Origin of the sequence: Streptomyces sp. NPDC093097 (genome assembly GCF_044754325.1) — a bacterium.
Taxonomy (GTDB): domain Bacteria; phylum Actinomycetota; class Actinomycetes; order Streptomycetales; family Streptomycetaceae; genus Streptomyces.
On record NZ_JBIVOW010000008.1, the window covers coordinates 1 to 25,929 of the forward strand.

The window sequence follows — 25,929 nt, forward strand, 5'->3', positions numbered from 1 at the left end:
CGCACCCGCTACCCAGCAGGCAAAACACACCCAACACCCAAGAAAAAGAACACCGTTGCAACCGGCAAAGCCGGTCGCAACGGTAAAAAGTAAAGCTTAGCGTCTATGGCGAAACATCGGACAGCTTGTTCCGGACGTGCGTTCAGTTTGTGCCTTACGTGTGAAGGATCGTGATTCATGCCTTGTGGCGCGATCAAGGGGCATGGCATCGAGCTCGTGCCCTCACAAGGGGAGGATCCGCTGGTGATGAAGAAGACGATCGTCGGGTTGGCGGTGGCTGGTGCGACGCTGTTGGCGGCGTCGCCGGCGTTCGCCGCGTTCGAGAGCCACTCGCCCGGCGGCGCGGCAGGGTCCTGGACCCAGAAGAGTGACACCCAGGTCGCAGCGGTGATCCACAAGAACGGTCTCAAGGCCCACGCGGACTACTGCCGCACTACCGACTCGGGCAGCTACTACACGCTGTGGAACAAGTCGGGGACGCTCAACAGCATTGCCTACAGCGGCATTGGCGGTCGGGTGACCGACTTGCGGACCTGCACCTGGGTTCCGGACAACGACGACCAGTGCAGCCGTTGGGAAATCCGCGGCTGATCTTCACCCTGCACGGCCTGGCCGGCGGGCCGCGCGGTGACTGAAAGCGAATCGGCAGGGTGGGAATGGTGGTGTAAGCCTCCCGCCCTGCCGGTGCCGTGAGTGGATGTGAGAGAGGAATCAGTGGGGCAACACAACGGTGAACAGGCCGGCGAGTGCGTACTGAATATCAGCGGGCTTCACTATGCGATAGCTGATCGTGTGCTGCTGACCGGATTGGACCTGCAGGTCGGAGTAGGGGAGTCGGCCGCAGTGGTCGGCCCCAGCGGCAGTGGCAAGAGCACACTGCTCGGTTGCATCCTCGGGCTGATTCGACCGTCTCAAGGGCGAGTTGAAGTGGTCGGCGAGGACGTTGTTCGGATGCGGCAGCGTGCCCTGGAGCGTCATCGCAGCCGCCACATGGGTGTCGTCTTCCAGTTCGGCGAGCTTCTGCCGGAACTGACACCGGTGGAAAACGTAGCCCTGGCGGCTCTGTTGGGTGGAGCGCCGACAGAAGAATCCTACGAGCGTGCGGAGGGCCTCCTCCACGACCTGGGTGTTCCCTATGACGGAGTTCCGACGGGTCAGCTTTCGGGTGGAGAGCGGCAGCGGACTGCGGTAGCCCGCGCGCTGATCAACCAGCCCAAGATTCTGTTGGCGGACGAACCGACTGGCGCACTCGACCACGCCACCAGGGATGCCGTCTCGGAGCTGCTCTTCGACGTGCCGCGGCGTTGGGGCTGTGCGTTGGTAGTAGTAACGCATGATGCCGAAGTCGCGGAGCGCGCCGACCGTTGCCTGGAACTCACCGGTTCCGCACTCGTGCCGCGGACGACGGGAGGGCGTTCGTGAAGCGCAACTCCCTTTCCTGGCAATTGCTTCGCATGGGACGAGCAGCCGGGAAACGAGTCGGCGGCGGACGTGTGCGTGCAGTGGCACTCCTGCTCGCCACGGCCGTTCTGGCTCTGGGACTGACGTCGGTGGCGGCAACCTACGCCGCGTACAACGGAATCGCCCAGCGGACGGATGCCCGTAGCGTCCAGTTCCACGATGCCCATCCGGCTCAGCCGATCGCGGCCCTGGCGAAGCCTACCTTCGACGAGATCGGAGGTAGGCAGTTCAGTCTGGTCTACGTGCGTCCGCTTTCCGGGCACGCGCAGCTGCCACCCGGCGTCGACCATTGGCCCGCGCCAGGCCAGGCACTCCTGTCTCCCGAACTCGAGCGCCTGCTCCAGGCAGAAGGAGCACCGGACCGGTATGGCAAGGTCGCCGGCATCATCAGCACCGAGGGCTTGGCGAGCCCCGGCGAGCGATACGCCTACGTCAATCCGACAGACCGGCAACTCGACAAGCAACGAGCCTTTCCCATCGTCGGTTTCGGCTCAGGAGGCATGCCGACCGGTGATGTGCGCTTCATCGCCGATCGCGGGAAGTTTCTGACCGCCCTCTATCTGCTCCTGCTGCCTGCTGCCGTGCTGGTCATCGTCGCGGTACGCATGGGTTCTACCGGACGGGACAAACGCACAGCTCTGGTCAGTGCACTGGGCGGAGGCCGGCGCCACCGCGCTCTGCTCAACCTTGGTGACGCTGCCGTCCCCGTGGTGTCGGGCGCTGTTCTGGGGACGTTGCCGGCGCTGGCCGTGCAGGCCATCGGGGATGTACGGCTGCCGTGGATCAACTATTGGTTGTCGTCCTCGGATCTGCGTCGGTGGTGGGAGGGTGTTGCTGTATCCGGCCTTGCAGCCGCCGTCGGGGTGCTGCTCGTCGTGTGCCTGGTGCACCGTCCCGCAGCACGCCGCAAAACTCGCTCGACGCGGCTTTCGGCGGGCAGGACCCGCGCGCTGCATTGGGCGGCGCTTGCCTGTCCGGTCCTGCTCTTCGCCACTGTCTGGGGACCGGCGCAACTTGATCCTTCGCACTACGCCGACCTGCGGATGAAGCTCTACAACGCCGGCGTCGTGGCGGTCATGGCGACGCTGCCGTGTGCGGTCGCGGTGGGGGCCGCGGCTCTCGGGCCTTCGCTGGCGCGTTGGTCGCACCGCACAGGCGACGCCGGTGCCCTGATCTCCGGCCGTCACACCGCGGCGCACCCCGGTGTGGTCGCGCGCTTGGTTGCCGGAGTCAGCATCGCCCTGGTTCTGGTCAGTCAAGTGGAACTGAAAAACGCCCAGTTCGGGGAGAACGCGAAGGCAGCGCAAGCCACTGCGGACCGCGTCGGCCGCAGTGTGCTGCTGGTGAACGTCACTGGTGACGTAGCACGTAACCGCCTCAAGGACGTACTCGGGCATCTCCCGGCCGGGGCTGAAACGTTCGCGGTGTACCGCCCGAAGAACCCCGGAGCCTCGGTGCCGGCACGTATCCAAGGCCCTTGCCGAGCCCTCCGTGCCGTTCAACTCCCTTGCTCATCGCGGCCCACGATCATCACGTCGCGTAGTGCTGATCAGCGTCTGACCGAGACCTTGCGGTGGGTCAGCCCGGTCATCGACCGAGTCGAGGTGCAACAGGCCCCGCCGCTTCCGGACGACTCTTCCATCACCCCTGAGAGGCTGGTCCTCGTCTCTGCCGAGGGCCAGGATCTCCCCCAGGAAGGGATCAAACAGCTGCTGCGGGACGAGCTCCCGGTCGCTGCGGCGATTGCCGATGCCCCGGGAGCGGAGTGGCTGGTCGGAGCTCGGGAATCGGTCGCGCACGGTAAATGGGTGGTGTTTTTCGGCGTACCAGGAGTGCTCATCGTCGGGCTGGCAGTCGCGCTGGCCAACCTGGCGGAGTTCCTGCGGTTCAGTCGCAAGGTCGCGCCGCTGAGCGTGCTCACCGGCCAGCGGAAGGTCTACTACTCCACTGCGGCCTGGGCGCTCCTGGCTCCGTTGCTGGCTTCGGTCGTCTCAAGCGTGATCGCGGCAAGCTGGCTGGCAGCACCGCAAGAAACCCCGGCCGACGGCATCGAATTGTCGAACGGTGTCCTTTTCTCCACGGCAGGCACTCTTGCCGTCCTTGCCCTTTTCACGTGGTGGTGGGGAGCGCGAGCCGCAGTCCGACAGTCCCGGGAGTGGCGCCCTTACGGGGAATGACGTACCGCTGTCGCGGGACCGACGGGCGGCAACCGGGTCCCGGTCGAAGATGAGTGGCTGACTCCAGGTCCCGCGCCGGTGCGACAGGCCGAATTTCCCGGTCCGTCAGGAACTCGAAGGGGCGTACGTCCGTCCTGGCCGGACTCGATGTATCGGGTGGACGCTCGCCGCTTCCGGAGCTGTCGCTGGAACCCTGCCGGTGATCCTGACCGGCCGGAGCCAAGTCTCGCCGGTCTCCTGGATCAAGCCGCTGGGCTGGTCAACTGTGCTTGGTGTGCTGGTCACCGTGACGGTCGCGGTCCTGTGCGCCCTTCTTCCGCAGGCGCACAGGGCTGAGAGCAGGGGCGAGGAAGTTCCGCATGAGCGGGTGCACCTCGCGGCTGTTGCGCTCCCACTCTGTGCGGTGCCGCAGATCGGCCTGGCGTTGATATCGCTCGTCCAACCGCTCTATGTCACCCGCTATGTGCTGTTCGCGAACGTAGGTCTCGCACTCTGCGTAGGCGTCCTCCTGGTCATCATCACCGCACGTCTCCGGACACGCGCTCGCATACTGCTACCCGCCGCTGTCGTCCTCGCCCTCGTAGCGCGGCTCCCGATCGAGCTCCGGCTGCGCACAGTGGAGAGCCGCGTCGATGACGTACTCACCGCGGCGGCCACGGTTGCCCACGTCCAAGGGGATGAACGTTCTGAGCAACGCGGGCAAGGACGCATGGCGCGTATCGAGGCCGAGTGCGGAAGCCGCCGTCCGCGCCTGGCGGACGTAGCTCTCCAGGGTGTGCCCGGGAGCGGCATCGGCGCCCGCGTGCAGGACGAACCAGTTTCCTATGGGTGACGAGGAAGCGAGAGCGGCCTTGAGGCTGCTGATGGATGCCGGCTTGCATGGGCACAAGTACGCGATCGGTGCGGCGGTCGCCGAGGCTGCGCTGCGACAGCACCGCCCCGTGGTCATGCTGACCTCCGATATCGACGATATGACCAAGCTCTGCGGCGATCGGGTCCGGCTCGTCGCGGTGTGATGTCCCTCGGTCCGCGGTTGCGGCAGGGCAGCACCCGTAGCGCCAGACGGATCCACAGCGAGCCCATTCCAACGTGACGGACCGCACTGTCAGGTTGGAATGGGCTCAGTGCATCCGGCCGCCGGACCCGACGGACGTCGTGACTGCACGCTGCAACTCCTGCGCACCAATCCCGCCCGCACTTGGCGTGCCTGCGGAAACGCGTGGTGAACGGCCGCTCGACGTGGCGGGCACGGCGTTCGGCGCCGGGACGATGTTGCGGTGCGGTACGGGAAAGGGCTCGTGTTCCTCGGTAAAGGGACGTTAGGGCGGCGCGCAGGCCGTCATCGCGTCGTATGCGGGAAAGGTGCAGCTCAGCGGCGCTTCGAGCCACCCGGGTGCGGCCTGGAGTGCCCTCTGTCGTTTCCCCCGTCGTTTCGGGGGCCGTTTCCCCCGTCGTTTCCGTGTACGTCCTTGGATGCAACGCCCCCCATCCGCACGTAGCCGCTGGTCATGGGGGCATCGAGCCACCCGCAGGCGAGACAGACTGTATTTCTGTGCAGCAAAGCATTCCGATCCACCTGTCGCGGCCGCGGCACCCCGCGGGCGGCACGCACGGGCCGGCGTCCGCCCCCTCGCCCCACTTTCGACTCCGAAAGATCCCCACGCTCCGCACCGAGATCATCACGGCACAGGACGCGGGCAGGAGCTCAGTCCCACGACACGGCCTGGAGCGTCTCTTCGGTGCATGTGGTGACTGCCTTCTGCAGGCCGGTGGTGTTGTTGGGCGAGGTCGGATCAGGCCCAGCTCCAGAACTCGCCGAGCCTGCCCACCGTTTCACCGCGGGTCCGTATCGGCTCGCTGCCGCTGCGGCGCTCGGTGATCAGCGGGCCTAGACCGGGGGTGCTCACAGTGTCTCCTGACGACGGTCTGGGATGACTGATGCTCATCCTGACAGCAGCCACTGACAAGGGAGTTGGACTCTGAGCGGAGCGTGGGTTGCGACCGCCGTACCGGCGTGAGTGAGGATGGCTGCTGCCCGGGGCTTGCACCGTGGGACGGTGTCCTCGCAGTGATCAGCGGCATGGTGCGTGATGGGGGCGGTCGGTCTCTGGCCGGTGTGGTCGGTCGGCGGGCGCGGCCTTCGGTCGACCGGGGGCGGGCTGCGGCGCGCGTTGTCGGCCATGTCGGGCGTGACGGGGGACGGGTCTCCTGCGGAGGCGATGGCGCTGAGCGTGAGTTTTCAGATGGGGCCGGGTGTGCGCTGAGGTGGGCAACAGCGGGGAGGGGGCGGATGTTTGCCTGGTCGGCGGGGCGGTTGCGGATAGCCGGGGTGAGGGTTGCATGGGGGCTGTTCGGCGGTTTTGGTGCGCCCGACCGCCCGACCGCCCGACCGCCCGACCGCCCGACCGCCCGACCGCCCGACCGCCCGACCGCCCGACCGCCCGACCGCCTCGCACCGTCTCACACCGGCTGGTGGACAGGTGGCTCGGCAGTGGTTCGTTGGTGGTTCGGTACTGGTTCGGTACTGGGCCGGTGCTGGCTCGGGATTGGCTCGTGTGTGGCTGGGCTGGGGAACGCGAGGGTTTAGGGGGTCCAGTGTCGGTATGCCTCCACCCAGGCCCACCCCTCGGGAGCGGGTTCGGGAAGGGGCAGGTCGAGGATGCCGATCCGTTGGCGGTACCTGCCGCGTTTGCAGAGGGCGACGATGCCGCTGCCGGGCCGCAGTTGGATGGCGGTGACGGTGGCCGTGGCACCCAGGACGGTGGTGTCGAACGGGAGGGCAAGGCGGTCGTCGATGACCGTGTGGAAGGCGTCGAGCTGTTCGTGCTCGTCGTAGGCGTCGACGGTCGCCTCGGCGACCATCGCGTCGAGTTCGGTCCTGGTGGGCTTCTTCAAGACGTGCTCGGGCTTTCTGTGCGAAGGAGTTCGGCGAGGCGGTCGCCGACAAGGGTGATGCTCGGCAGGGGCTCACGCGCGTAGTGGCTCTTCTTGCGGCGGCGCAGCAGCGCTTCGCCGTCCCGTTCCCAGGTGAAGGCGGGTTTGCGCAGGAGGGCGCGGAAGACGGCGTCGGCTCCGCCGGGGTGCCGCTGTACGAGGCGGCGGATGACCATGGGGGAGACCGAGTCGTCGTCGAGGTACTCCCGTAGGCGTGCCAGGCGCGTACGGTCGCGGGCCAGGGCCGGGTCGGCGAACAGCGCGTCGAGGTGGCCGAAGTCGGCGTAGTAGCAGAGGCCTTCGCTCTCGTCGTAGATCACGGCGAGGGTTTCCGCGTCGCGGAGGTCCTGCGGCAGGCTGCTGAGTTCGTCGAGTGAGGGCCCGTTTCCCTGAGTCTGTTCGGATGCCTCGCCGTCGAGTTCGGTGCGGATCTTCTCCTGCCGGTGGCGGTGGTACTCCCGAAGCCGCTCCTGCGCCTGACGTGGTTCCAGTACGAGCAGGTCGGTGCCGAACAGTCCGATGAAGTCGGCGCGGGCCTCGGCCTCCATCTCCCGGGCTCTTCGCAGCAGGTCGGGATTGCGGAGCAGCAGCTGCGGATCGGCGGTGAGGGCCTGGACGGCGGCCTGGGCCAGCTCCGGGCCGGCGCCGGACGGGTAGACGGCGAGGTTGCCGCTGACCAGCCAGTCGTCGGTGGCGGGATGGACGGGCACGACGCGAGCGGCGACGAACATCCCCTTGCGGAGCTTCCCGAGAGCGCGTCGCCCCATGGTGGAGTGGGTCCGGTAGACGAGATCGTCGAGGAGGTTGTGCAGGACGACGGCGCCGCGGTCGCGCTGCCACACCTCGAAGATCCCCTCGATCACGTCGCGCCAGCCGAGCAGCATCGCCCGTTCGTCCTCCGGCAGGGGCGGCCGCCGCCGGCTCACGAACCGTTCGACGACGGTGGAGCCGTCCGCCAGCCGGTGCTGGAGCGCGAAGTAGTCGATCGCGTGGATGGCGGTTGTCTCGTCGAGTGAACCGAGCCGGTCGGCGGCCTCATCGAGGAGAGCTTCCAGACGTCTGGCGAACCGCGGGCTCTGCGCGAAGGCCACCAGCTCGCTCTTGAGATCCCCGCTCCGCGTCACCAGTTGCTCGACCGGGGGGACCCCCGTGGGGGAATCGCTCTGTCCCACTTCTTCCTGTCCCACTTCTTCTGCCCGTTTTCCTCTGCCTCTGATTGTTCTCAGTGCTGTGCTTGGGGGCGAGGGCCGTTGGCCTGAGTGACGGGAGATCGGCTAGGCCGATGCCGTGCGCGGCCCCTGAGGGTGAGTCTGGCAGAGGGGGGCGGGGCGCGAGGGGGGCGCCGAGGAATGACCCTGTTGGTGTGAATCCCCAACCGCCTTGCCTGCGAGTTGAGTTCGCGTCACCCCTCTCAGGGACTGCCGGCTTGGCCTCGTGGCGTCGGGGCGTTACCGGAGGCCGTGGCGGTCGAGGCGGAGGATGAGGCCGGGGCGGCGTTGGTACGTCTCGCGCAGGAGGGTCAGGCGTTGGCCGAAATCAGTGCCCTGGCCGGTGTGGTGGTAGGCGTCCCGCAGCTCCGCGAGGAGGGCGACGGCTTTGTCGTAGGCGCTGGTCTTCTTGGTGGCGATATGGGTTTCGACCTGCCGCCAGATGGATTCGGTTTCGCGGGCAAGGTCGGTCAGGTACTCGGCGCGGGCGGCGGCCCGTTGACGTTCGGCGTGCCGGCCTCGCTCGGTGCGCAGGGCGTGGGCGGCCTCCAGGAGCTGGGCGGCTGACTGCTGCCCTGTGACAGGGGCGTGCGCCGTGCTGCCACCGAGGCGGTGCAGAAGGTCGAGACGCAGCCGGGGAGCAGGGCCGATGGCGAGCCGCAGCAGCAGCGCGTCCTTCTCCTCTTGGGGGAGGGCGGCGATCAGCCGGGAGAGTTCCTTCTTCGAGGGGCCGGTCGGTTCCTTGGGCGTGGCGGGGCTGGCCTTGGCTGCGACCGTAAGCAGGTCGGCATCGACGCGCAGGAAGTCGGCGAGCGCGCGCTGCGGGGCGGTCAGCGCGTTGAGGCCGGCCGGGACGGGAGGTTCGAAGGCGGTCTGGAATTCCTCTTCGTCGTCGTCCTCGAATCCCTGGGCGGTGAGGGCGGAGAGCCAGGCGAGATAGAGGGGGCGCAGGTCGCCGGTGGCGAGTTCGTCGCGTACGCCGATGAGGGCGGCCAGTGAGTCGTCGGCGCCCTCGTCCTCTTCACCTTCCTCGTCCTCGCTGGTGAGGTCGAGAAGGAGGTGGGTGGGGGTGGTCCAGGCGTCGACGTGGTGGTCGAGGCAGTACGGTCGCACCGTGGGCAGGGCCAAGGTCTGCTGGGGCAGGCGGAGGATCAGGCGGTGGGTGCCCCAGTTGGCGACGTAGAGGTGGGCGTCGAAGTAGCGCTCGACCATGCGGCGTGGATCTCCGCGCAGATCACCCCAGTTGTAGGTGTTGGTGAAGCTGGTTGCGGTGATCCGGGCCCGGGTGGAGACGGTCCGCAGCTGGTTCTGCTCCTCGTGGCTGAGCGGTCGGTCGAGGGCCTGGAACTCGTAATACTGGTGCTCGCTCACGCGGCGGACATTACCGCTGCCGGTGGTGGGTGGGGCGGGAACAGGGCAGGGCGGGGAGATCTCAGCCGCTGGGCGGCACCAGCGGGCTGGCTCAACTCCCTTGTGGAGAGGGGTGGTTAGGCGGGTGTCGACGCGCGTCCGGCAGCCGCCCTTGGGGCGCCCCGCCAGCTACCCCCTAATGCGGAAACACCTCGAACAGGACCGCCGGGCGCCCCCGGTGGCGGGTGCCTGCGGTGTGGAGGGAGCGGTTGAGGAAGTCGTGGGCGTAGGTATGGGGGTCCTGGTCGGGGGTGGTGAGGGCGGTGAGGTAGGTGGCGTGGGCGGCCAGGGAGGCGATGGCGCGGGGGATGCCGGGGCCCACTTCGACGGCGTGGGTCGGGTGGGGGGAGCCGGCCACGGCGGTCCAGCGGACGCCGGGCCAGGGGGCGAGGCCCTCGGTGTCGGCGAGTTCGGGGAAGATCCAGCGGTTGCCGGCGTCGGTGGCGGCGTCCAGGACGGCGCGGCCCACGATCCGGTGGTCGGGGGTGTTCCATTGGGTGCCGAACCAGGTGTCGTGGTGGTTGAGGGTGAGGAGCAGCTCCGGGCGGTGGCGGCGGACCGCGGCGGCCAGGTCGCGGCGGAGCGCGGGGCCGGCCTCGATGACGCCGTCCCGGTGGCCGTCGAGGAACTCGACGGTGTGGACGCCGACCTGGGCCGCCGCGGCGCGCTGCTCGGCCTCGCGGAGCGCGGCGCACTCGGGCGGGGCGATGCCGTCGATGCCCGCCTCGCCTCGGGTGACCAGGAGGTAGTGGATCTCCCGTCCGGCGTCGGTCCATTCGGCGATGGTCGCGGCGGCGCCGTATTCGAGGTCGTCGGGGTGGGCCACGACGGCCAGCGCCCGCTGCCAGTCGTCGGGCATCGGGTGGAGGGCGCTGACGGCGGCGTTCTCGATCGGCATCGCGGTCCCTTTCGTGGGTGGTGACGATGGTGGCACGGATGGATACGGACCGTGGTGGAAGGTGGGATGGAGTGGGGTGTGGGGTGAGTGTGGGGCGTGGGTGAGCTGCATTCATTACTTTGGGTGAATATTTGGGGGAGGCTTGCGGTCCGCCACGGACGGTTGCCACGCTGTTGCTGACTGTCAAGCTGTTGGGAGGGGCCCGTGTCTTTCGGTGAGCAGCCCGCGTACCTCCGCGTCGCCGGTGACCTGCGTCAGAAGATCGTCGACGGGGTGCTTGCCCCGCACACCCGGCTCCCTTCCCAGGCCCGCATCCGCGAGGAGTACGGCGTCTCGGACACCGTCGCGCTGGAGGCGCGCAAGGTCCTGATGGCCGAGGGGCTGGTGGAGGGCCGTTCCGGCTCGGGGACCTATGTACGGGAGCAGCCGGTGCCGCGCCGGATCGCCCGCGGCGGCTTCCATAGCCGGGGCTGCACGCCGTTCCGGCAGGAGCAGAGCGATGAGCGGGTGCGCGGCACCTGGGAGTCCAGCAGCGAGCAGGAGGCGGCCGGCTCGGCGGTGGCGGCCCGGCTGCGGATTCCGGTGGGGGCCCGGGTGATGCGGACGCACTATGTCTTCCGTGCGGAGGGGGAGCCGTCGATGCTCTCCACTTCCTGGGAGCCGCTGGAGATCACGGGGCGGACGCCGGTGATGCTGCCGGAGGAGGGTCCGCTGGCCGGGCGCGGGGTGGTCGAGCGGATGGCGGCCATCGACGTGGTGGTGGACAACGTCGTCGAGGAGGTCGGGGCGCGGCCGGGGCTCGCCGAGGAGGCGATGGCGCTGGGCGGGGTGCCCGGCCATGCGGTGCTGGTGATCTCGCGGACGTACTTCGCCGGGGGCCGGCCGGTCGAGACGGCGGACGTGATCGCGCTCGCCGCCCGCCATCGGGTGGCGTACCACCTGCCGGTGAAGTAGCGGAGCGGCTTCCGGGCGTCGCGGAGCGTTTTTCGGTGCGGAGGGGCCTGCCGGAGGTGCGCGCGAACTCCCCGTGTTCGCCAAGTCGACGCCCTGTTTGGGGATCTCGTGGGGTGCGCAAGGCTGAACGGTTGCAATTTCCGGCCAACTTGCCTGTCCGTTTTGAGGGAGTTCGACGCTAAAGGTCGGCCGAAAACCAGTGTTGGAAACCTCACAGAGGCTCAACTGGCCAGGAATTTTTCTTCCGTGGGGGGTCCGGAACCTGGGATTCGCTCATACGATGGCGAAGTTTGTGCACGGCACGGGGGAAGACCAGGAGACCAGACGTGAGCACGACGAAAACAACGAGTGCGGAGCAGGGTTCGCATTCGAATTACCGTCGGTCCCTCGGGACCATCGCCCTGACCGCCACGGGTCTCGGGTCCATCATCGGTTCGGGCTGGCTGTTCGGCGCCCAGCGCGCCGCCGCCATCGCCGGTCCGGCCGCGATCCTCGCCTGGGTCATCGGCGCGATCGTCGCCCTGACCATCGCGCTGACCTACACCGAGCTCGGCTCGATGTTCCCCAAGGCGGGCGGCATGGTCCGCTACGGCCAGTACTCGCACGGCTCGCTCGCCGGGTACCTGGCGGCCTGGGCCAACTGGATCGCCATCGTCTCGGTGATCCCGGGCGAGGCGACCGCCTCCGTCCAGTACATGAGCTCGTGGGACTTCGGCTGGGCCAAGGCGCTGTTCGACGGCAAGGAGCTGACCGGCTCCGGCGTCGCGGTGGCCAGCGTCCTGCTGATCTTCTACTTCTTCATGAACTGGTTCGCGGTGACGATGTTCGCCAAGACCAACACCGCGATCACGGTCTTCAAGGTCGTCGTGCCGGTGCTCACCGCGGGCGCCCTGATCTTCGCGCACTTCGACACCGGCAACATCGAGCGCGCCGGCGGCTTCGCCCCCAACGGCTGGAGCGCGGTCTTCAGCTGCGTGGCGCTCTCCGGCATCGTCTGGGCCTACAACGGCTTCCAGTCGCCGCTCAACCTCGCCGGTGAGGCGCGCAACCCGGGCCGTTCGCTGCCCAAGGCCGTCGCGTTCTCGATCCTCATCGCGCTGGTGATCTACATCGCGCTGCAGGTCGCCTTCCTCTTCGCCGTGCCGGCCGCGGACCTCAGCAAGGGCTGGGGCGGGCTCAGCTTCCACTCCCCGCTCGCCGAGCTGGGTCTGGCCTGGGGCCTGAACTGGCTGGCGCTGCTGCTGTACGCGGACGCCTTCGTCTCGCCGTCCGGCACCGGCATGATCTACGCCGCCACCACCTCGCGCATGATCCAGGGCGTCCAGGAGAACGGTCACCTGCCGGGCATCTTCGGCAAGGTGGACGCCAAGACCGGTATCCCGCGCCCGGCGCTGGTGCTCAACCTCTTCGTCGCGTTCCTGTTCCTCGCGGTGTTCCGCGGCTGGGGCTCGCTCGCCGAGGTCGTCTCGGTCGCCACCGTCATCTCGTACATCACCGGCCCGGTCGCCGTGATGGGTCTGCGGCGGCTGTCGCCGCACATGAAGCGGCCGGTGAAGCTGCGCGCCATGCCGGTCATCGCGCCGGTCGCGATGATCTTCGGTTCGCTGGTCCTGTACTGGGGCAAGTGGCCGCTCACCGGCAAGGTCATCTTCATCATGGCCGTCGGCCTGCCGGTCTGGGCCTGGTACGAGATCGTCCGGCCGTGGAAGCGGGGTCTGCTCAAGGAGCTGATGCCGCACCTGAAGGCGGGCGCCTGGATGGTGGTCTACCTGCTGGTCATGGCGGCCGTCTCCTACCTGGGCGGCAAGGAGTTCGGCGGCAAGGGCTACCTGCCGGCGGGCCTCGACCTTGCCGTGGTCGCCGCGATCGCGCTGGCCTTCTACTACTGGGGCGTGCGCAGTGCCTGGCGCAACCCCTCGCTAGTGAAGGTCGAGGCCGAGCTCGCCGCGGCGCGGGACGCCGACGAGGCGGAGGGCGACAAGGCCCCGGCCGGCGCCTGAGCGGCCGTTCGCGGCGCTCTTCCGCCACCACTGCATGACCCGAGTTCCTCGGGCTTCCACCGGCCACTCGCGGCCACACCTGGGATTCCAGGGCCGCGGGTGGCCGGTTCGGTCTCTCTTTGTGCAATTCCATATCCGGTCCGTAAAGGTCGGGCGTAGGCTCGGGCATATGCGGATCGCGATTTCGGCATCAGCACAGGAGGGACGCGCAGCGGCGCGCTGCGCGGCGGACGGAGGGGCCCAATGACCGACAACGAGACCGCGTTGCCCTGGCTCGTCATCCGCGAGGAGGAAGGCGGCAACCGCTATCGCGTCGGCCGCTATGCCACCCGAGCGGAGGCGGAGCGGGTCGCCGAGCGTCTCGACACCCGTGGCAGCCGGCGGCTCTACGCGGTCGAGCGGGTCGGTCGAGGGGCCTCGTAGGGCGTCGGGCCGGGTGAGCGGAGCGGGAAGCGGGAGGCGAGCGGGGGACGTAGGCTGCCGCGCATGACGACGGTGCGCGTAGTGGTGGGCGGTGCGGTGTGCGAGCGGGGGCGGTTGCTGGCCGCCCGACGGAGCGCACCGCCCGCGTTGGCCGGCCGCTGGGAGCTGCCCGGCGGCAAGGTGGAGGACGGCGAGACGCCGGAGCAGGCGCTGGTGCGCGAGCTGCGCGAGGAACTGGGCATCGACGCCGTGCCCGTGGAGCGGATCCCGGGCGAGTGGGTGCTGCGGCCCGGCTATGTGCTCCAGGTGTGGACCGTCCGACTGGTCTCCGGCCGGCCGGAACCGCTCCAGGACCACGACGAGCTGCGCTGGCTGCGGCCCGGTGAGGAGCGCGAGGTGGACTGGCTCGACCAGGACCGCCCGGCGGTCGCCGAGGTGATGCGCCGGCTGGGGTCCAAGCCCGCGGTGGGGATTCCCGGCGCGCGGCTGTAGGAGCCGCCCTGCGGATCATGGCCGGGTCCTGACCTGTTGGACGGGGTCCGGCAACGGGGCCAGGCCCCCGGCGCGCGCCCTCGGTGAGCGCGGGTCGCGTACCGGCCCGTGCCGGTCGCCGGTGTCCGCCCGCTCATGGGGTGTGCCCACCGCGGCGACGCCTTGCCGCGAGATGCGCCATTTGTGCCACAGTGCACGGTTGAAGGCGGTACTGGCCCCTCGATATCGGGTATGTCCTGATTGGCCCTATTCGATGGGGTCGGGTACGGCGGGGGACCCCTCGGCCTGGGAAGTGATCGGCGTGAGCGACGGCGCAGCGGCAGAGGTCCCGGAGTCCGGCGCCACCGATGTCCGCTGGCGCGGCAAGACCTCCGGTGCGCCGAGCGCCGAATGGAGCCTCCCGGCCGACCCCGGCGCGGTGCGCACCGCCCGCACCATGGTCCGTCAGGTGCTCGACGACTGGGGGCTGGACGGCGCCGCCGACGTCGCGGTGCTGCTGGTCAGCGAACTCGTCACCAACTCCCTGCGGTACGCCAGCGGCCCGATCGGCGTGCGCATGGTGCTGCTCGGCGCCGGTGCGCTGCTGGTCGAGGTCTCCGACCCGCTGCCCGATCCGCCCCGGACCCGCACCGCCGCCCCCGACGACGAGGGGGGCCGCGGGCTCCAGTTGGTCGCGCACAGTGCGCGCCGCTGGGGCACCCGCCAGGGAAAAAGCGGCAAGACCGTGTGGTTCGAGCTGTCTGTGGCTGGTTAGGAGTGAGGGGGAGTCCTGATCGTTGCCATTTCATAGACATTTTGTAGATGGCCTGCGATCGAGACTGTGCTGTGATCGTGAAGACCGTGTTCCGGATAGCCGAGGTGCTGGAATACTCGGCAGGTCCGGTCCGGGCACGATGAGCTGGAGGGGACGGGGCTCGTGAGCGAGATGTCATCTGGCGGGGTGGTACCTGCACAGAACGAGGGCCATGGTGGCGCGGAGGGTTCCAAGGCCCCGGGCCACCGTCGTCGTGCCCATGAGCCGCAGGGCGCGCCCGTGTGGCAGAGCAGCCGGCCCGGCTCGATCTACGACTACATCAAGGTCGCCTCGTTCTCGCTCGGGCCCGACGGGCGGATCGACCAGTGGAGCGAGCGCGCCGAGCAGATGCTGGGCATCCCGGCCCGCCATGCGCTCGGGAAGGACCCCGTCGAGGCGTTCGTCCCGCGCGAGTTCCGCGAGACCGGGCGCCGCAAGGTCTCCGAGATCCTCGACGGCCGCGAGTGGACCGGCCTGGTGCCCTACCGCAGGACGGCGGACGGCGCACCGGAGGGGCTCGCCGAGATCTATGTGATGCCCGCCGCGAACGAGGACGGCGACCGCGGCGCGGTCTGCCTGGTCGTCGACGTCCGGGCGCTCCGCGGCATCGAGACCGACCTTGCCGCCGCGCAGGCCGTTTTCGGTCAATCCCCGATGGGCTTCACCCTGTTCGGCACCGACCTGAAGCTGCTGCGGGTCAACCAGCGCTTCGCCACCGTCTTCGGCGGCCCGGCCGGCAAGTACCGGGGCGGCACCCCCTACGACTTCCTGCCCCGCCCCGAGGCCGAGCGGATGACCGTCGCCCTGCGCCGCGTCCTGGAGACGGGCGAGCCGGTCAGCGAGATGCAACTGGTCGGCGTCGTCCCGGGCGAGGACGACCGCCGCCGCTGGTCGGTCTCGCTCTACCGGCTGCACGGCGCCAGCGGCCGCCCCATCGGCGTCGCCGCGCTCGCCTCCGACGTCACCGGCCGCCGCCGCGCCGAACGCGAGGCCGCCAACGCCCGCCGCAACCTCGCGCTGCTCAACGAGGCCGGCGCCCGTATAGGCAACTCCCTGGACCTGGAGACCACCGCCCGCACCCTCCTCGACGTCGCCGTACCGCAGTTCTGCGACCTGGCCTCGGTCGACCTCTACCAGGGGCTGCTGGCCGGCGACGAGGCGCCGCCCGGGATGACCGACGGCAGTGCGGAGCTGCGCCGGGTCGCCTTCGCCAGCGCGGTCTCCGACGCCCCGCTGCCCGGCGGGGAGCCCGGGGAGGAGCCGGTCGCGGTCGGCGCCGTCCACCGCTACCCCTTCAACTCCCCGTGCGCGGCCGCCCTGCGGACCGCCCAGGCGCAGGTCATCCCGAGCCGGGAGAGCGACGAGGCGCGGGAGTTGGGGCCGGTGGTGCACTCCACCCTCGCGGTGCCGATGGTCGCCCGGGACACCGTCGTCGGCCTGGTCCGGTTCTCCCGTACGAAGGGCAGCGAGCCGTTCGGCGAGCGGGACACCGCGCTGGCGGTCGAGCTGGCGGCGCGCGCCGCGGTCTGCATCGACAACGCCCGGCTCTACCGAAGAGAGCACGAACGCGCCCTGATATTGCAGCGCAGCCTGCTGCCGCCCGGCGACCCGGAGGCCGCCGGACTCGACATCGCCTGCCGCTATCTGCCCGGCACCACCGCCACCGAGGTCGGCGGCGACTGGTTCGACGTCATCGAACTCCCCGGGCACCGCACCGCGTTGGTGGTCGGCGACGTGATGGGCAGGGGGCTGCGCGCCGCCGTCGCGATGGGCGAACTGCGTACCGCGGTACGGACGTTGGCGCTGCTCGACCTGGAGCCGGCCGAGGTCCTGGGGGCGCTGGACGAGATCGCCCGGGGGCTGGGCGGCAGCGGGGACCGGGGGGCCATGGCGCGGACCGCGCGCAGCCGCTCGGAGGCCGCGGCCGGCGGCACCGGCCAGGACCGCTCGGCGCGGACCGCCGACCTCTCGGAGGTCTACCTCGCCACCTGCGTCTACGCCGTCTACGACCCGATCACCCGCCGCTGTACCGTCGCCAATGCCGGCCATCTGCCGCCGGTGCTCGTCGAGGAGGGCGAGGAGGCGCTGCTGCTGGACGTCCCGCCGGGGATGCCGCTGGGCGTCGGCGGGGAGCCGTTCGAGGAGATCGAGGTCGAGGTGCCGGACGGCGCGCTGCTCGCGCTGTACACCGACGGCCTGGTGGAGTCCCGGCACCATCCGCTGGACGAGGGGCTCCAGGCGTTCCGGCGCGCGCTCTCGGACGCCGACCGGCCGCTGGAGGACGTCTGCGACCACGTCCTGTCCGCGCTGAACACCTCGCACGGCGAGGACGACATCGCGCTGCTGATGGCCCGGGTGCACGGACTGCCCAAGGACGCGGTGGGCGACTGGAGCCTGGCGCCCGAGCCGCGTTCGGTGGCCCGGGCCCGGGAGCTGGCCCGCGACCAGCTCACCGACTGGGGCCTTGCGGCCCTGGTCGACACCACCGAGCTGCTGGTCAGCGAGCTGGTGACGAACGCCCTGCGGCACGGCCACGGCGAGATCCGGCTGCGGCTGCTGCTGGACCGGACGCTGGTCTGCGAGGTGTGGGACGCCGATCTCGCCCAGCCGCGGCGCCGGCGGGCCCGGGACACCGACGAGGGCGGCCGCGGCCTCCAACTCGTCGGCCTGCTGAGCGAACGCTGGGGCAGCCGGCGCACCCCGCGTGGCAAGACCGTCTGGTTCGAACTCGCGCTGCCCGACGGCGACGCCGCACCGGTGGACCCGGCGGAGGCCCTGCTGAGCCTGTTCTGAGGCCGGGTCTGTTCTGGGACCGAGCCGGTCCGAGGCGCCGTCCACAGGGGCGGTGGTGGGGGCGGGCGCGCCGCTACCCTGGGTGAAAGGGGGGCCGTCGATCCCGTAGGGGATCTCCCGTACGGGCCGCGTCACACCCCCGGAGGTCTCCCGCACGGGCCGGGCCGCGTCACGCCCCGGAGGTCTCCCGTACGGGCCGCGTCACGCGCCGCGTCACGCCCCGCGGATGTGCCGGGCGGCCGACTCCGCCTCGTGGACGACGCGTTCGACGTCGACGTGCAGCAACTCGCCCTGGGCCTTGCGCGGGTGCCCGTCGACGAAGACCTCGCTGACGTTCGGCGGCTGGCCGGTCAGGACGATCTGGGCGGTCCAGTCGTAGCGCGGGGCGAAGTTGAGCGTGCCGGGGTCCAGGACGACGACGTCGGCGCGTTTGCCCGGCGTCAGCGAACCGATCCGGTCCGCCATCCCGATCACCTCGGCGCCGCCCAGCGTCGCCATCCGCAGCGCCGCCGGCAGGGCCGGGTGGATGCCGGCGTCCTCGTGCCGGGCCCGCTGGAGGCCGACCGCCGTCTTCATCAGGTTGAACATGTCCGTGGTGTCGTCGGTGCCGCCGTCGTGGCCGAGCCCGGCCTTGACCGCGTGCCGGTGGAACGCCGGCAGCGGGCAGATGCCGGAGGCCAGCCGCATGTTGCTCAGCGGGCAGTGCGCGATCCGCACGTCGTGCTCGCCGGTCAGCGCGATCTCCTCGTCGGTGAGGTGGATCGCGTGGTTCATCAGCAGCTCCGGGCCGAAGGCGCCGATCTCGCGCAGCGAGCGGATCGGGTCGTGCGCGCGGTCCTCGCGCCGTTCCAGGACGTGGGAGTTGAACATCACGCCCAGGTCCCGGGCGACCTCGTGGAGCGTGCGCAGCGTCTTCAGGCGGTCCATCCCGGCCCGCGCCGACACCTGGGCGGAGGCCAGCGGCAGCGGGTCCAGGAAGTCCCGCTTGATGCGGGGGATGAGGTGGGCGTCGGCGGCGCGCTGCGTCGCGGCGTAGACGAAGCGCAGCCCGGCGTCGTCCAGCGCCCGGACGTACGCCGCGCCGGTGTCGTAGGGGACGGGGTGCACCCAGTCGACGACGGTGGTGACGCCCGCCTGGAGGGCGTTGAGCGCGGCCAGGCGGACGAGGCGGTACATGTCCTGGGGGCGGGGGCCGAGCCTGGCGAGCGCGGGGTTGTCGCAGTGACGCAGCCAGCCGTGCAGGTCCTCGTTCGCGCAGCCGCCGCGGATGCCGGCCTGCCACAGGTGGGTGTGGACGTCGACGAAGCCCGGCAGGACGATCCGGCCCCGGGCGTCCCGTATGCGGGCACCGGCCGGGGCGGTCAGACCACGTCCGACGGCGGCGACGGTGCCGTCCCGCAGGAGCACGTCGACGCCGTTCTCCAGCCGGCCCAGCGGGCCGTCGCCCACGCGGGGGTCCATGGTGAGGACCAGGTCGGCGCCGCGCAGCAGGGTGGGGCGGCGGTCACCGGGGGCGTCGGCCGGGCCGGCGGGCCGGTGCCGGGCGGTCTCGGGGAGAGCGGCAGCGGCGGCCAGCGGAACGGTGCCCAGGCCGGCCAGGACCCGCCGCCGGCTCATCCTTGGCGAAGTCATGCCGTCCTTATACCGCGGCCCGCCGCCTCCCCCGCGAGGATCTTTCCGGACATGCGGACGGCGCCAAGAAGGCTGCCCCGAGGGCGACTTGGGGCGCGGACGGTCACTCCGTCCGGCGCCGGATCTTGTTCCCGAGCCACACCAGGGGATCGTACTTGCGGCCCGCCGCGCGCTCCTTGAGCGGGATCAGCGCATTGTCGGTGATCTTGATGCTCTCGGGGCAGACCTCCGTGCAGCACTTGGTGATGTTGCAGTAGCCCAGCCCGTGCTCGTCCTGCGCGGCGACCTTGCGGTCCACCCCGCGGGCCGGTGCGGCGTCCAGCGGATGCATGTCCAGTTCGGCGATCCGCATCAGGAAGCGCGGACCGGCGTAGGCCGGTTTGTTCTCCTCGTGGTCACGGACGACATGGCAGACGTTCTGGCACAGGAAGCACTCGATGCACTTGCGGAACTCCTGTGACCGGTTCACGTCCTCCTGCCGCATCCGGTACTCGCCCGGCCCCAGGTCGGCGGGCGGCATGAACGACGGGATCTCGCGCGCCTTGGCGTAGTTGAAGGAGACGTCGGTGACCAGGTCGCGCAGGACGGGGAAGGTCCGCATCGGGGTGACGGTGAGGGTCTCGGTCCGCTCGAAGACCGACATCCGGGTCATGCACAGCAGCCGCGGCCGCCCGTTGATCTCCGCGCTGCACGAACCGCACTTGCCCGCCTTGCAGTTCCAGCGGACCGCGAGGTCCGGCGCCTGCGTCGCCTGGAGGCGGTGGATGATGTCCAGCACCACCTCTCCCTCGTTCACCTCCACCTGGAAGTCGCGCAGTTCGCCGCCGTCCGCGTCGCCCCGCCACACCCGGAAGTGCGCCTGGTAGGCCCCGGACCGCTGTTCCGTCTGCCGCTCGCTCACCGGTTCAGCTCCTCGTCCGTCAGATACTTCACCAGCTCGTCCTTGTCGAAGAGTTCGAGGAGGTCGCGGCGGATCGGCGGGGTCTCGCGGCGGGACAGCCGGATCTGGTCCCGCGCCGGGTCCGCCCCGCCCGACTCGGGCCGGGCATCGGCGAGTTCGCAGACCAGGTTGACGTTGCGCCAGCGCCGGTCCATCTCCGGATGGTCGTCCCGGGTGTGGCCGCCGCGGCTCTCCGTGCGCGTCAGGGCCGCCCGTGCCACGCACTCGCTGACCAGCAGCATGTTCCGCAGGTCGAGGGAGAGGTGCCAGCCCGGGTTGTACTGCCGGTGGCCCTCCACGCCCGCCCGCCGCGCCCGCGTCCGCAGCGTCGCCAGCCGCTGAAGCGCCTCGGCCATCTCGCCCTCCCGGCGGATGATGCCCACCAGGTCGTTCATCGACTGCTGGAGCTCCTGGTGCAGGGTGTAGGGGTTCTCCGCCGGGCCGTGGCCGTCCTCGGCGTCGAACGGGCGCAGCGCCTCCGCCTCGGCCGCGTCGATCGCGCGCTCCTCGGTGGCCGGCCGGCCGCGCAGCCCGCCGACGTACTCGGCCGCGTACAGCCCGGCGCGGCGGCCGAAGACCAGCAGGTCGGAGAGGGAGTTGCCGCCCAGCCGGTTGGAGCCGTGCATGCCGCCGGCCACCTCGCCGGCGGCGAACAGCCCCGGCACCCCGGTCGCGGCCGCGGTGTCCGGGTCCACCTCCACCCCGCCCATCACGTAGTGGCAGGTCGGGCCGACCTCCATCGGCTCGGCGGTGATGTCCACGTCCGCCAGCTCCTTGAACTGGTGGTGCATGGACGGCAGTCGGCGGGTGATCACCTCGGCCGGCATCCGCGTCGACACGTCCAGGAACACCCCGCCGTGCGGGGAGCCGCGGCCGGCCTTGACCTCGGCGTTGATGGCCCGGGCCACCTCGTCGCGGGGCAGCAGCTCGGGGGGCCGGCGGTTGTGGTCGGGGTCGTCGTACCAGCGGTCGCCCTCGGCCTCGGTCTGGGCGTACTTCTCCTTGAAGACGTCCGGGATGTAGTCGAACATGAACCGCTTGCCGTCGCTGTTGCGCAGCACCCCGCCGTCCCCGCGCACCGACTCGGTGACGAGGATGCCCTTGACCGACGGCGGCCAGACCATCCCCGTCGGGTGGAACTGGACGAACTCCATGTTGATCAGCGGGGCGCCGGCCAGCAGCGCCAGCGCGTGGCCGTCGCCGGTGTACTCCCAGGAGTTGGAGGTCACCTTGAAGGACTTGCCGATGCCGCCGGTGGCCAGCACCACGGCCGGCGCCTCCAGGACGAAGAAGCGGCCGGACTCCCGGTCGTAGCAGAAGACCCCGGAGACCTTCCCGTCCGTCGTGAGCACCCGGGTGACGGTGCACTCCTGGAAGACCTTCAGCCCCTCCTCGTAGGAGCCGGAGACCTGCTCGTCCTCCTGCTGGAGCGAGACGATCTTCTGTTGAAGGGTGCGGATCAGCTCCAGGCCGGTCCGGTCGCCGACGTGCGCCAGCCGGGGGTACTCGTGGCCGCCGAAGTTGCGCTGGGAGATCCGGCCGTCCGCGGTGCGGTCGAAGAGCGCGCCCCAGGTCTCCAGCTCCCAGACCCGGTCCGGGGCCTCGCGGGCGTGCAGTTCGGCCATCCGCCAGTGGTTGAGGAACTTGCCCCCGCGCATGGTGTCCCGGAAGTGCACCTGCCAGCCGTCGTGCGGGTTGGCGTTGCCCATGCTGGCCGCGATGCCGCCCTCGGCCATCACCGTGTGGGCCTTGCCGAACAGCGACTTGCAGATCACCGCCGTCCGCATGCCCGCCTCGCGGGCCTCGATGGCGGCGCGCAGCCCCGCACCGCCCGCGCCCACCACGACCACGTCCCAGGTCTGCCGGTCCACATGCGCCATCTGCGGCACACCTTCCCTCGAAGTTCCTTGGATTCCCTTGGAGTTGGAGCCGGCCCGTCAGAAGAAGCGTGGGTCAGCGAACGCCCCGCTGGCGAGCAGGAAGACGTAGAAGTCGGCCACCGCCACGCTGATCAGGGAGGCCCAGGCGAGCTGCATGTGGCGCGCGTTGAGCCGGCTGACCCAGCCCCACAGCCGGTAGCGCACCGGGTGCTTGGAGAAGTGCCGCAGCCGGCCGCCGACGATGTGCCGGCAGGAGTGGCAGGAGACGGTGTACGCCCAGATCAGCACGATGTTGGCGAGGAAGACCAGCGAGCCCAGGCCCATGTGGCCCCAGCGGTAGTGGTCGTCGCGGAAGGTCAGCGCGGTGTCGTAGGTCAGGACGCCGGCGACCAGCACCGCGAAGTAGAAGAAGTAGCGGTGGAGGTTCTGGAGGATCAGCGGGAAGCGGGTCTCGCCGGTGTACTTCCGGTGCGGCTCGGCGACCGCGCAGGCCGGCGGGGAGGCCCAGAACCCGCGGTAGTACGCCTTGCGGTAGTAGTAGCAGGTCAGCCGGAAGCCCAACGGGAAGATCAGGATCAGCAGGGCGGGGGACAGGCCCCACCAGCTGCCGAAGATCTCCCAGTTGGGGCCGCCGTGCATGGTGCGGCAGTTCGCCGCCAGACAGGGCGAGTAGAACGGCGAGACGTAGGGGGCGTGGTAGTAGTCGCTGTTCGCGAACGCCCGCCACGTCGAGTAGACGATGAACGCGAGCAGTCCGGCGGCGGTGCCGGCCGGCGCCAGCCACCAGCGGTCGGTGCGCAGATGGCGGGCGGGGATGGCGGCGCGCGAGGCATCGTGCACGCCGGTCGGGCCCGATTGCGGTGCGGGTTCGATGCCAGTGGCCAACGTTTCGTCTCCGTCCTCAGGGAGCGTGCCGGTCCTTGGCGCCCAGGCCCTCGTCCTCGGCGTCCGTCCACAGCGCGGAGTTGTAGGGGGTGTCCGGGACCGGCACCATCTCGTCCTCGGCCGTGGTGCCCCGGTCCCGCGCGGTGCCGGCCAGGCTCTGCTTGAGCAGCGCCAGGCTCTCGCGCAGATGGTCCGTGTCGCTGCGGATCCGGCGGACGTCCAGCCCGCCGCCGATCCGCGTCTCCAGTTTTCCGACCGCCTGGGCCAGGGTGTCCAGGCTGCGTTCAACCGCCGTCAGGTCGTCCTGTACCGACATCACATGCCCTCACTTCACGACGTGTGGTGGGCGATCTCATGCGCCCGAGAGTGTCGCGCGTCACAGTAGGGCTTGGGAAGGGGGCAGGCGCGAGTACGACTCGAACCGGTGCGTTGCGGCCCGCCTTCGCCCCTGGGCGTCGAACTCCGGTACGGGCGGGGGTGGCACGGGCGTGCGGAGCGGTCCGTCGGTCGGTGGGGCCGGGGTTGGGCCGGGCGGGTGGCCTTGCCCGGGCCCCCGACGTGTCGGGCGGCCCGGGAACCGGCGGTCCCCTTCAGTAGGGAGCCCATAGATGTGATGAGCCGCAAAGTCGGCCGGACGTGTTGCGGCGGCTCGGCGCGGCGCGGGCGAGCCCGGAGGGAACAGTCATGACGGACCACGTCAGCCCAGGCGGCGCGGTGTGCCTAAGGCGCCGCTGTGCCGCGCTCGTCGCGGCGGGGGTGCTGCTCCCGCTGCCGGTACTGGCCGGATGCAGCCAGGGCGACACCGCGCCCTCCGTGGCCCAGTCCCAGGACATCGCGCCCGCCCCGCGCGGGATGGTCAAGGACGGCGGCACGGTCCGCTGGGCGATCGACGCGCTGCCGAGCACCTTCAACGCCTTCCAGAGCGATGCCGACGCGGCCACCACCCGGGTCGTCGGCGCCGTGCTGCCCAGCCTGTTCACCGTCGACGCCAGTGGCCGGCCGCAGCGCAACGCCGACTATCTGAGCGCCGCGGACGTCAGCACCCGCGAGCCCCGGCAGGTCGTCACCTACCAGCTCAACCCCAAGGCGCGGTGGAGCGACGGGCGGCCGATCGGCGCCGCGGACTTCGTCGCCCAGTGGAACGCGCTGCGCGGTGCCGACAACGCCTACTGGACCGCCCGCAACGCCGGCTACGACCGGATCGCCAAGGTCGAGCCGGGCGCCAGGCCGCACCAGGTCAAGGTCACCTTCACCCGCCCCTACGCCGACTGGCAGTCGCTCTTCACGCCGCTCTACCCCAAGTCCGTGATGGACGACGCCGACGCCTTCAACGACGGGGTGCGGGAGCGGCTCCCGGTCGGGGCCGGCCCGTTCCTGGTGCAGCGGCGGGACGCCGACCGCGGCACCGTCACCCTCGTCCGCAACCCCAAGTGGTGGGGCGAGCGGGCCAAGCTCGACCACCTGGTGCTGGACGCGGTGCCCCGGGACAGGCGGGCCGCGGCGCTGGCCGCCGGGGCGGTCGACGTGGCCTCCGTCGACCAGGGCGCCGCCAAGCAGGTCGCCCAGGCCGCCGCGCCCGCCAGCGTCAAGGCCGCGGACGGCAAGGCCGCCGGCCGCGCCGCCGGGCACAGCGCGCTGCGCGGCTACACCGTCCGCAAGGCCCTGGAGCCCGCCTACACCCAACTCGCCCTCAACGGCAGCGCCGGGCCGCTCGCCGACCAGCGGGTGCGCCGCGCGGTGGCCCGCGCCATCGACCGGCAGGCGCTCGCCGACACCGTCCTCAAGCCGCTGGGCCTGCCCGCCGCGCCGCTCGGCAACCATCTGCTGCTGGCCGGGCAGCACGGCTACCAGGACCACAGCGACGCGCTCGGCGAGGCGGACGCGGGGGCGGCCAGGAAACTGCTCGCGGACGCCGGCTGGAAGCCGTCCGGAGTGGCCGTGCCGCCGGCGGGCGAGGAGCAGGCCGGTGCCGGCCGCGCGGCGACGTCGGACCGGGCCGACGACGAGGACCCGGCGGACGGCGAGGAGCCCGGGGCGGACGAGCCCGGCGGCGACACCTCCGCCGACCGGCCCGGCGACGCCGGGTCCGACGGCCGCAACCCGAACCGGCCGCCCGGCGAGGCCGCCGCCCGGGTGGAGCGGGACGGTGCCCGCCCGGCCGCCGCCGAGGCGCCGCTGTCCTCCGCCGGGGCGGTCGGCTCCGAGGTTGAGCAGGCCGCCCTGCTGCGGCAGAGCGCGGCGTTCTACAAGGCCGGCGCCGCCGAGGAGAAGGCGGCGGCCCACGGGAACAGCGACTCCGCGGCCTACGGCAGGTACCGGCAGTACCACCAGCGGGCCGCGCAGGCGCTGGGCGCCGCCGAGCTGATCGAGACCGGGCAGGCCCCGCACCTGCCGGGGGCCGCCGCCGGCCACGCGGCCGCGCTGCGGACCGGCGCCGGGCCGCACCAGGCCCAGCGGGCCGGCACCGGGCACTCCCCGGAGGCGGCCGCCGGCCGGGCCCCCGCCCAGGCCATGGTGATGAAGAAGGACGGCCGGCCGCTGGCGCTGCGCTTCGTCCTCCCCGACGGGCCCGGCTCCGAGCAGCTGCGCACCGTGGGCCGGCGGATCGCCGGGATGCTGAACGGGATCGGGGTGCAGACCGCGATCCAGCGGGTCCCGGACGAGAGCTACTTCAAGGACCACATCGCCTCCGGCGACTTCGACCTGGCCCTGTACTCCTGGCCCGGCAGCGCCTATCCGGCGACCGACGGCCGGCCGATCTACGCCAAGCCCCAGCCGGCCCCGGACGGTTCGCTGACCGTCGAGCAGAACTACACCCGGGTCGGCACCGACCACATCGACCAGCTCTTCGACCAGGCCGCCTCCGAGCTCGACGGTGACGCCGCGCACACCCTGGTCGAGCAGGCCGACGCCCGGATCTGGGCCGCCGCCGGCTCGCTTCCGCTCTACCAGCGGCCGGAGCTGGTGGCCGCCAGGAAGTCGCTCGCCAACATTGGCGCGTTCGGCTTCGCCACCCCCCGTTTCCAGGACATCGGTTACACCAAGTAAG

20 protein-coding genes and 1 pseudogene are annotated in these 25,929 nt (G+C 70.8%); 12 read left to right on the top strand and 9 right to left on the bottom strand.

The window, feature by feature from the left end:
- The first annotated feature begins 246 nt into the window (after positions 1-246).
- The 5 genes and pseudogenes from ACIQE0_RS15750 to ACIQE0_RS15770 form a co-directional block, all read left to right on the top strand.
- Positions 247-591, top strand: coding sequence for a hypothetical protein (locus ACIQE0_RS15750; RefSeq protein ID WP_402332305.1), 345 nt, complete (start codon positions 247-249; stop codon positions 589-591).
- Positions 592-714: 123 nt separating this feature from the next.
- Entirely contained in the window at positions 715-1,422 is a 708-nt protein-coding gene (locus ACIQE0_RS15755; RefSeq protein ID WP_402332308.1) for an ABC transporter ATP-binding protein, read from the top strand.
- Positions 1,419-3,638, top strand: coding sequence for an ABC transporter permease (locus ACIQE0_RS15760; RefSeq protein WP_402332311.1), 2,220 nt, complete (start codon positions 1,419-1,421; stop codon positions 3,636-3,638). Before ACIQE0_RS15755 ends, ACIQE0_RS15760 begins: the two co-directional genes overlap by 4 nt.
- Positions 3,639-3,837: 199 nt before the next feature.
- Entirely contained in the window at positions 3,838-4,470 is a 633-nt protein-coding gene (locus tag ACIQE0_RS15765) for a hypothetical protein (protein ID WP_402332801.1), read from the top strand.
- A pseudogene (locus ACIQE0_RS15770) lies at positions 4,460-4,654 on the top strand (DNA-binding protein); the annotation flags it as partial. The gene ACIQE0_RS15765 and the pseudogene ACIQE0_RS15770, both read left to right, overlap by 11 nt.
- Positions 4,655-6,221: 1,567 nt before the next feature.
- Here the strand turns inward: ACIQE0_RS15770 and ACIQE0_RS15775 are convergent.
- The 4 genes from ACIQE0_RS15775 to ACIQE0_RS15790 form a co-directional block, all read right to left on the bottom strand.
- The gene (locus ACIQE0_RS15775; protein ID WP_402332313.1) at positions 6,222-6,533 is read right to left on the bottom strand and encodes a hypothetical protein; all 312 of its coding nucleotides are present in this window, start codon (positions 6,531-6,533) and stop codon (positions 6,222-6,224) included.
- Positions 6,530-7,744 carry a hypothetical protein gene (locus tag ACIQE0_RS15780; RefSeq protein ID WP_402332316.1) on the bottom strand — a complete coding sequence of 405 codons (1,215 nt, stop codon included), beginning with the start codon at positions 7,742-7,744 and terminating at the stop codon, positions 6,530-6,532. The genes ACIQE0_RS15775 and ACIQE0_RS15780 overlap by 4 nt, the downstream gene beginning before the upstream one ends.
- Before the next feature lie 276 nt (positions 7,745-8,020).
- A complete protein-coding gene (locus tag ACIQE0_RS15785; protein WP_402332319.1) occupies positions 8,021-9,151 on the bottom strand; it encodes a hypothetical protein in 1,131 nt (376 codons plus the stop codon).
- A 175-nt stretch (positions 9,152-9,326) separates the two neighbouring features.
- The gene (locus tag ACIQE0_RS15790; protein WP_402332321.1) at positions 9,327-10,088 is read right to left on the bottom strand and encodes a PIG-L deacetylase family protein; all 762 of its coding nucleotides are present in this window, start codon (positions 10,086-10,088) and stop codon (positions 9,327-9,329) included.
- Between the two features lie 204 nt (positions 10,089-10,292).
- Here ACIQE0_RS15790 and ACIQE0_RS15795 point away from each other — a divergent pair, with 204 nt between their 5' ends.
- From ACIQE0_RS15795 to ACIQE0_RS15820, 6 genes are all read left to right on the top strand, one after another.
- Positions 10,293-11,042, top strand: coding sequence for a GntR family transcriptional regulator (locus tag ACIQE0_RS15795; RefSeq protein ID WP_366338325.1), 750 nt, complete (start codon positions 10,293-10,295; stop codon positions 11,040-11,042).
- Positions 11,043-11,368: 326 nt separating this feature from the next.
- A complete protein-coding gene (locus ACIQE0_RS15800) occupies positions 11,369-13,042 on the top strand; it encodes an APC family permease (protein WP_366338323.1) in 1,674 nt (557 codons plus the stop codon).
- 243 nt (positions 13,043-13,285) lie between these two features.
- Entirely contained in the window at positions 13,286-13,465 is a 180-nt protein-coding gene (locus tag ACIQE0_RS15805) for an SPOR domain-containing protein (protein ID WP_366338321.1), read from the top strand.
- Between the two features lie 63 nt (positions 13,466-13,528).
- Complete coding sequence (locus ACIQE0_RS15810; protein ID WP_366338319.1) at positions 13,529-13,957, top strand: (deoxy)nucleoside triphosphate pyrophosphohydrolase; 429 nt, start codon at positions 13,529-13,531, stop codon at positions 13,955-13,957.
- A gap of 292 nt (positions 13,958-14,249) precedes the next feature.
- Positions 14,250-14,711 (top strand): ATP-binding protein, encoded by a 462-nt coding sequence (locus ACIQE0_RS15815; RefSeq protein WP_366338352.1) that lies wholly within the window; start codon positions 14,250-14,252, stop codon positions 14,709-14,711.
- A gap of 171 nt (positions 14,712-14,882) precedes the next feature.
- The gene (locus tag ACIQE0_RS15820) at positions 14,883-17,543 is read left to right on the top strand and encodes a SpoIIE family protein phosphatase (protein ID WP_402332774.1); all 2,661 of its coding nucleotides are present in this window, start codon (positions 14,883-14,885) and stop codon (positions 17,541-17,543) included.
- A gap of 213 nt (positions 17,544-17,756) precedes the next feature.
- On the opposite strand, the gene ACIQE0_RS15825 is transcribed toward ACIQE0_RS15820, so the two are convergent.
- The 5 genes from ACIQE0_RS15825 to ACIQE0_RS15845 form a co-directional block, all read right to left on the bottom strand.
- The gene (locus ACIQE0_RS15825; RefSeq protein ID WP_366338315.1) at positions 17,757-19,175 is read right to left on the bottom strand and encodes an amidohydrolase family protein; all 1,419 of its coding nucleotides are present in this window, start codon (positions 19,173-19,175) and stop codon (positions 17,757-17,759) included.
- Between the two features lie 103 nt (positions 19,176-19,278).
- Positions 19,279-20,076 carry a succinate dehydrogenase/fumarate reductase iron-sulfur subunit gene (locus tag ACIQE0_RS15830; RefSeq protein WP_402332327.1) on the bottom strand — a complete coding sequence of 266 codons (798 nt, stop codon included), beginning with the start codon at positions 20,074-20,076 and terminating at the stop codon, positions 19,279-19,281.
- On the bottom strand, positions 20,073-21,995 hold the full coding sequence (locus tag ACIQE0_RS15835) for a fumarate reductase/succinate dehydrogenase flavoprotein subunit (RefSeq protein ID WP_402332330.1): 1,923 nt from the start codon (positions 21,993-21,995) through the stop codon (positions 20,073-20,075). Before ACIQE0_RS15835 ends, ACIQE0_RS15830 begins: the two co-directional genes overlap by 4 nt.
- Before the next feature lie 57 nt (positions 21,996-22,052).
- On the bottom strand, positions 22,053-22,880 hold the full coding sequence (locus ACIQE0_RS15840) for a hypothetical protein (protein ID WP_366338309.1): 828 nt from the start codon (positions 22,878-22,880) through the stop codon (positions 22,053-22,055).
- Between the two features lie 16 nt (positions 22,881-22,896).
- Positions 22,897-23,196 carry a hypothetical protein gene (locus ACIQE0_RS15845; RefSeq protein ID WP_402332334.1) on the bottom strand — a complete coding sequence of 100 codons (300 nt, stop codon included), beginning with the start codon at positions 23,194-23,196 and terminating at the stop codon, positions 22,897-22,899.
- A gap of 368 nt (positions 23,197-23,564) precedes the next feature.
- Here ACIQE0_RS15845 and ACIQE0_RS15850 point away from each other — a divergent pair, with 368 nt between their 5' ends.
- A complete protein-coding gene (locus tag ACIQE0_RS15850; protein WP_402332337.1) occupies positions 23,565-25,928 on the top strand; it encodes an ABC transporter substrate-binding protein in 2,364 nt (787 codons plus the stop codon).
- Position 25,929 lies beyond the last annotated feature (1 nt).

Excerpts from the sequence above, each read along its gene's own strand:
- ACIQE0_RS15845 (WP_402332334.1), bottom strand. The coding sequence starts at position 23,196 with ATGTCGGTACAGGACGACCTGACGGCGGTTGAACGCAGCCTGGACACC.
- ACIQE0_RS15810 (WP_366338319.1), top strand. The coding sequence starts at position 13,529 with ATGACGACGGTGCGCGTAGTGGTGGGCGGTGCGGTGTGCGAGCGGGGG.
- ACIQE0_RS15805 (WP_366338321.1), top strand. The coding sequence starts at position 13,286 with ATGACCGACAACGAGACCGCGTTGCCCTGGCTCGTCATCCGCGAGGAG.
- ACIQE0_RS15790 (WP_402332321.1), bottom strand. The coding sequence starts at position 10,088 with ATGCCGATCGAGAACGCCGCCGTCAGCGCCCTCCACCCGATGCCCGAC.
- ACIQE0_RS15750 (WP_402332305.1), top strand. The coding sequence starts at position 247 with ATGAAGAAGACGATCGTCGGGTTGGCGGTGGCTGGTGCGACGCTGTTG.
- ACIQE0_RS15850 (WP_402332337.1), top strand. The coding sequence starts at position 23,565 with ATGACGGACCACGTCAGCCCAGGCGGCGCGGTGTGCCTAAGGCGCCGC.
- ACIQE0_RS15820 (WP_402332774.1), top strand. The coding sequence starts at position 14,883 with ATGTCATCTGGCGGGGTGGTACCTGCACAGAACGAGGGCCATGGTGGC.
- ACIQE0_RS15835 (WP_402332330.1), bottom strand. The coding sequence starts at position 21,995 with ATGGCGCATGTGGACCGGCAGACCTGGGACGTGGTCGTGGTGGGCGCG.
- ACIQE0_RS15825 (WP_366338315.1), bottom strand. The coding sequence starts at position 19,175 with ATGACTTCGCCAAGGATGAGCCGGCGGCGGGTCCTGGCCGGCCTGGGC.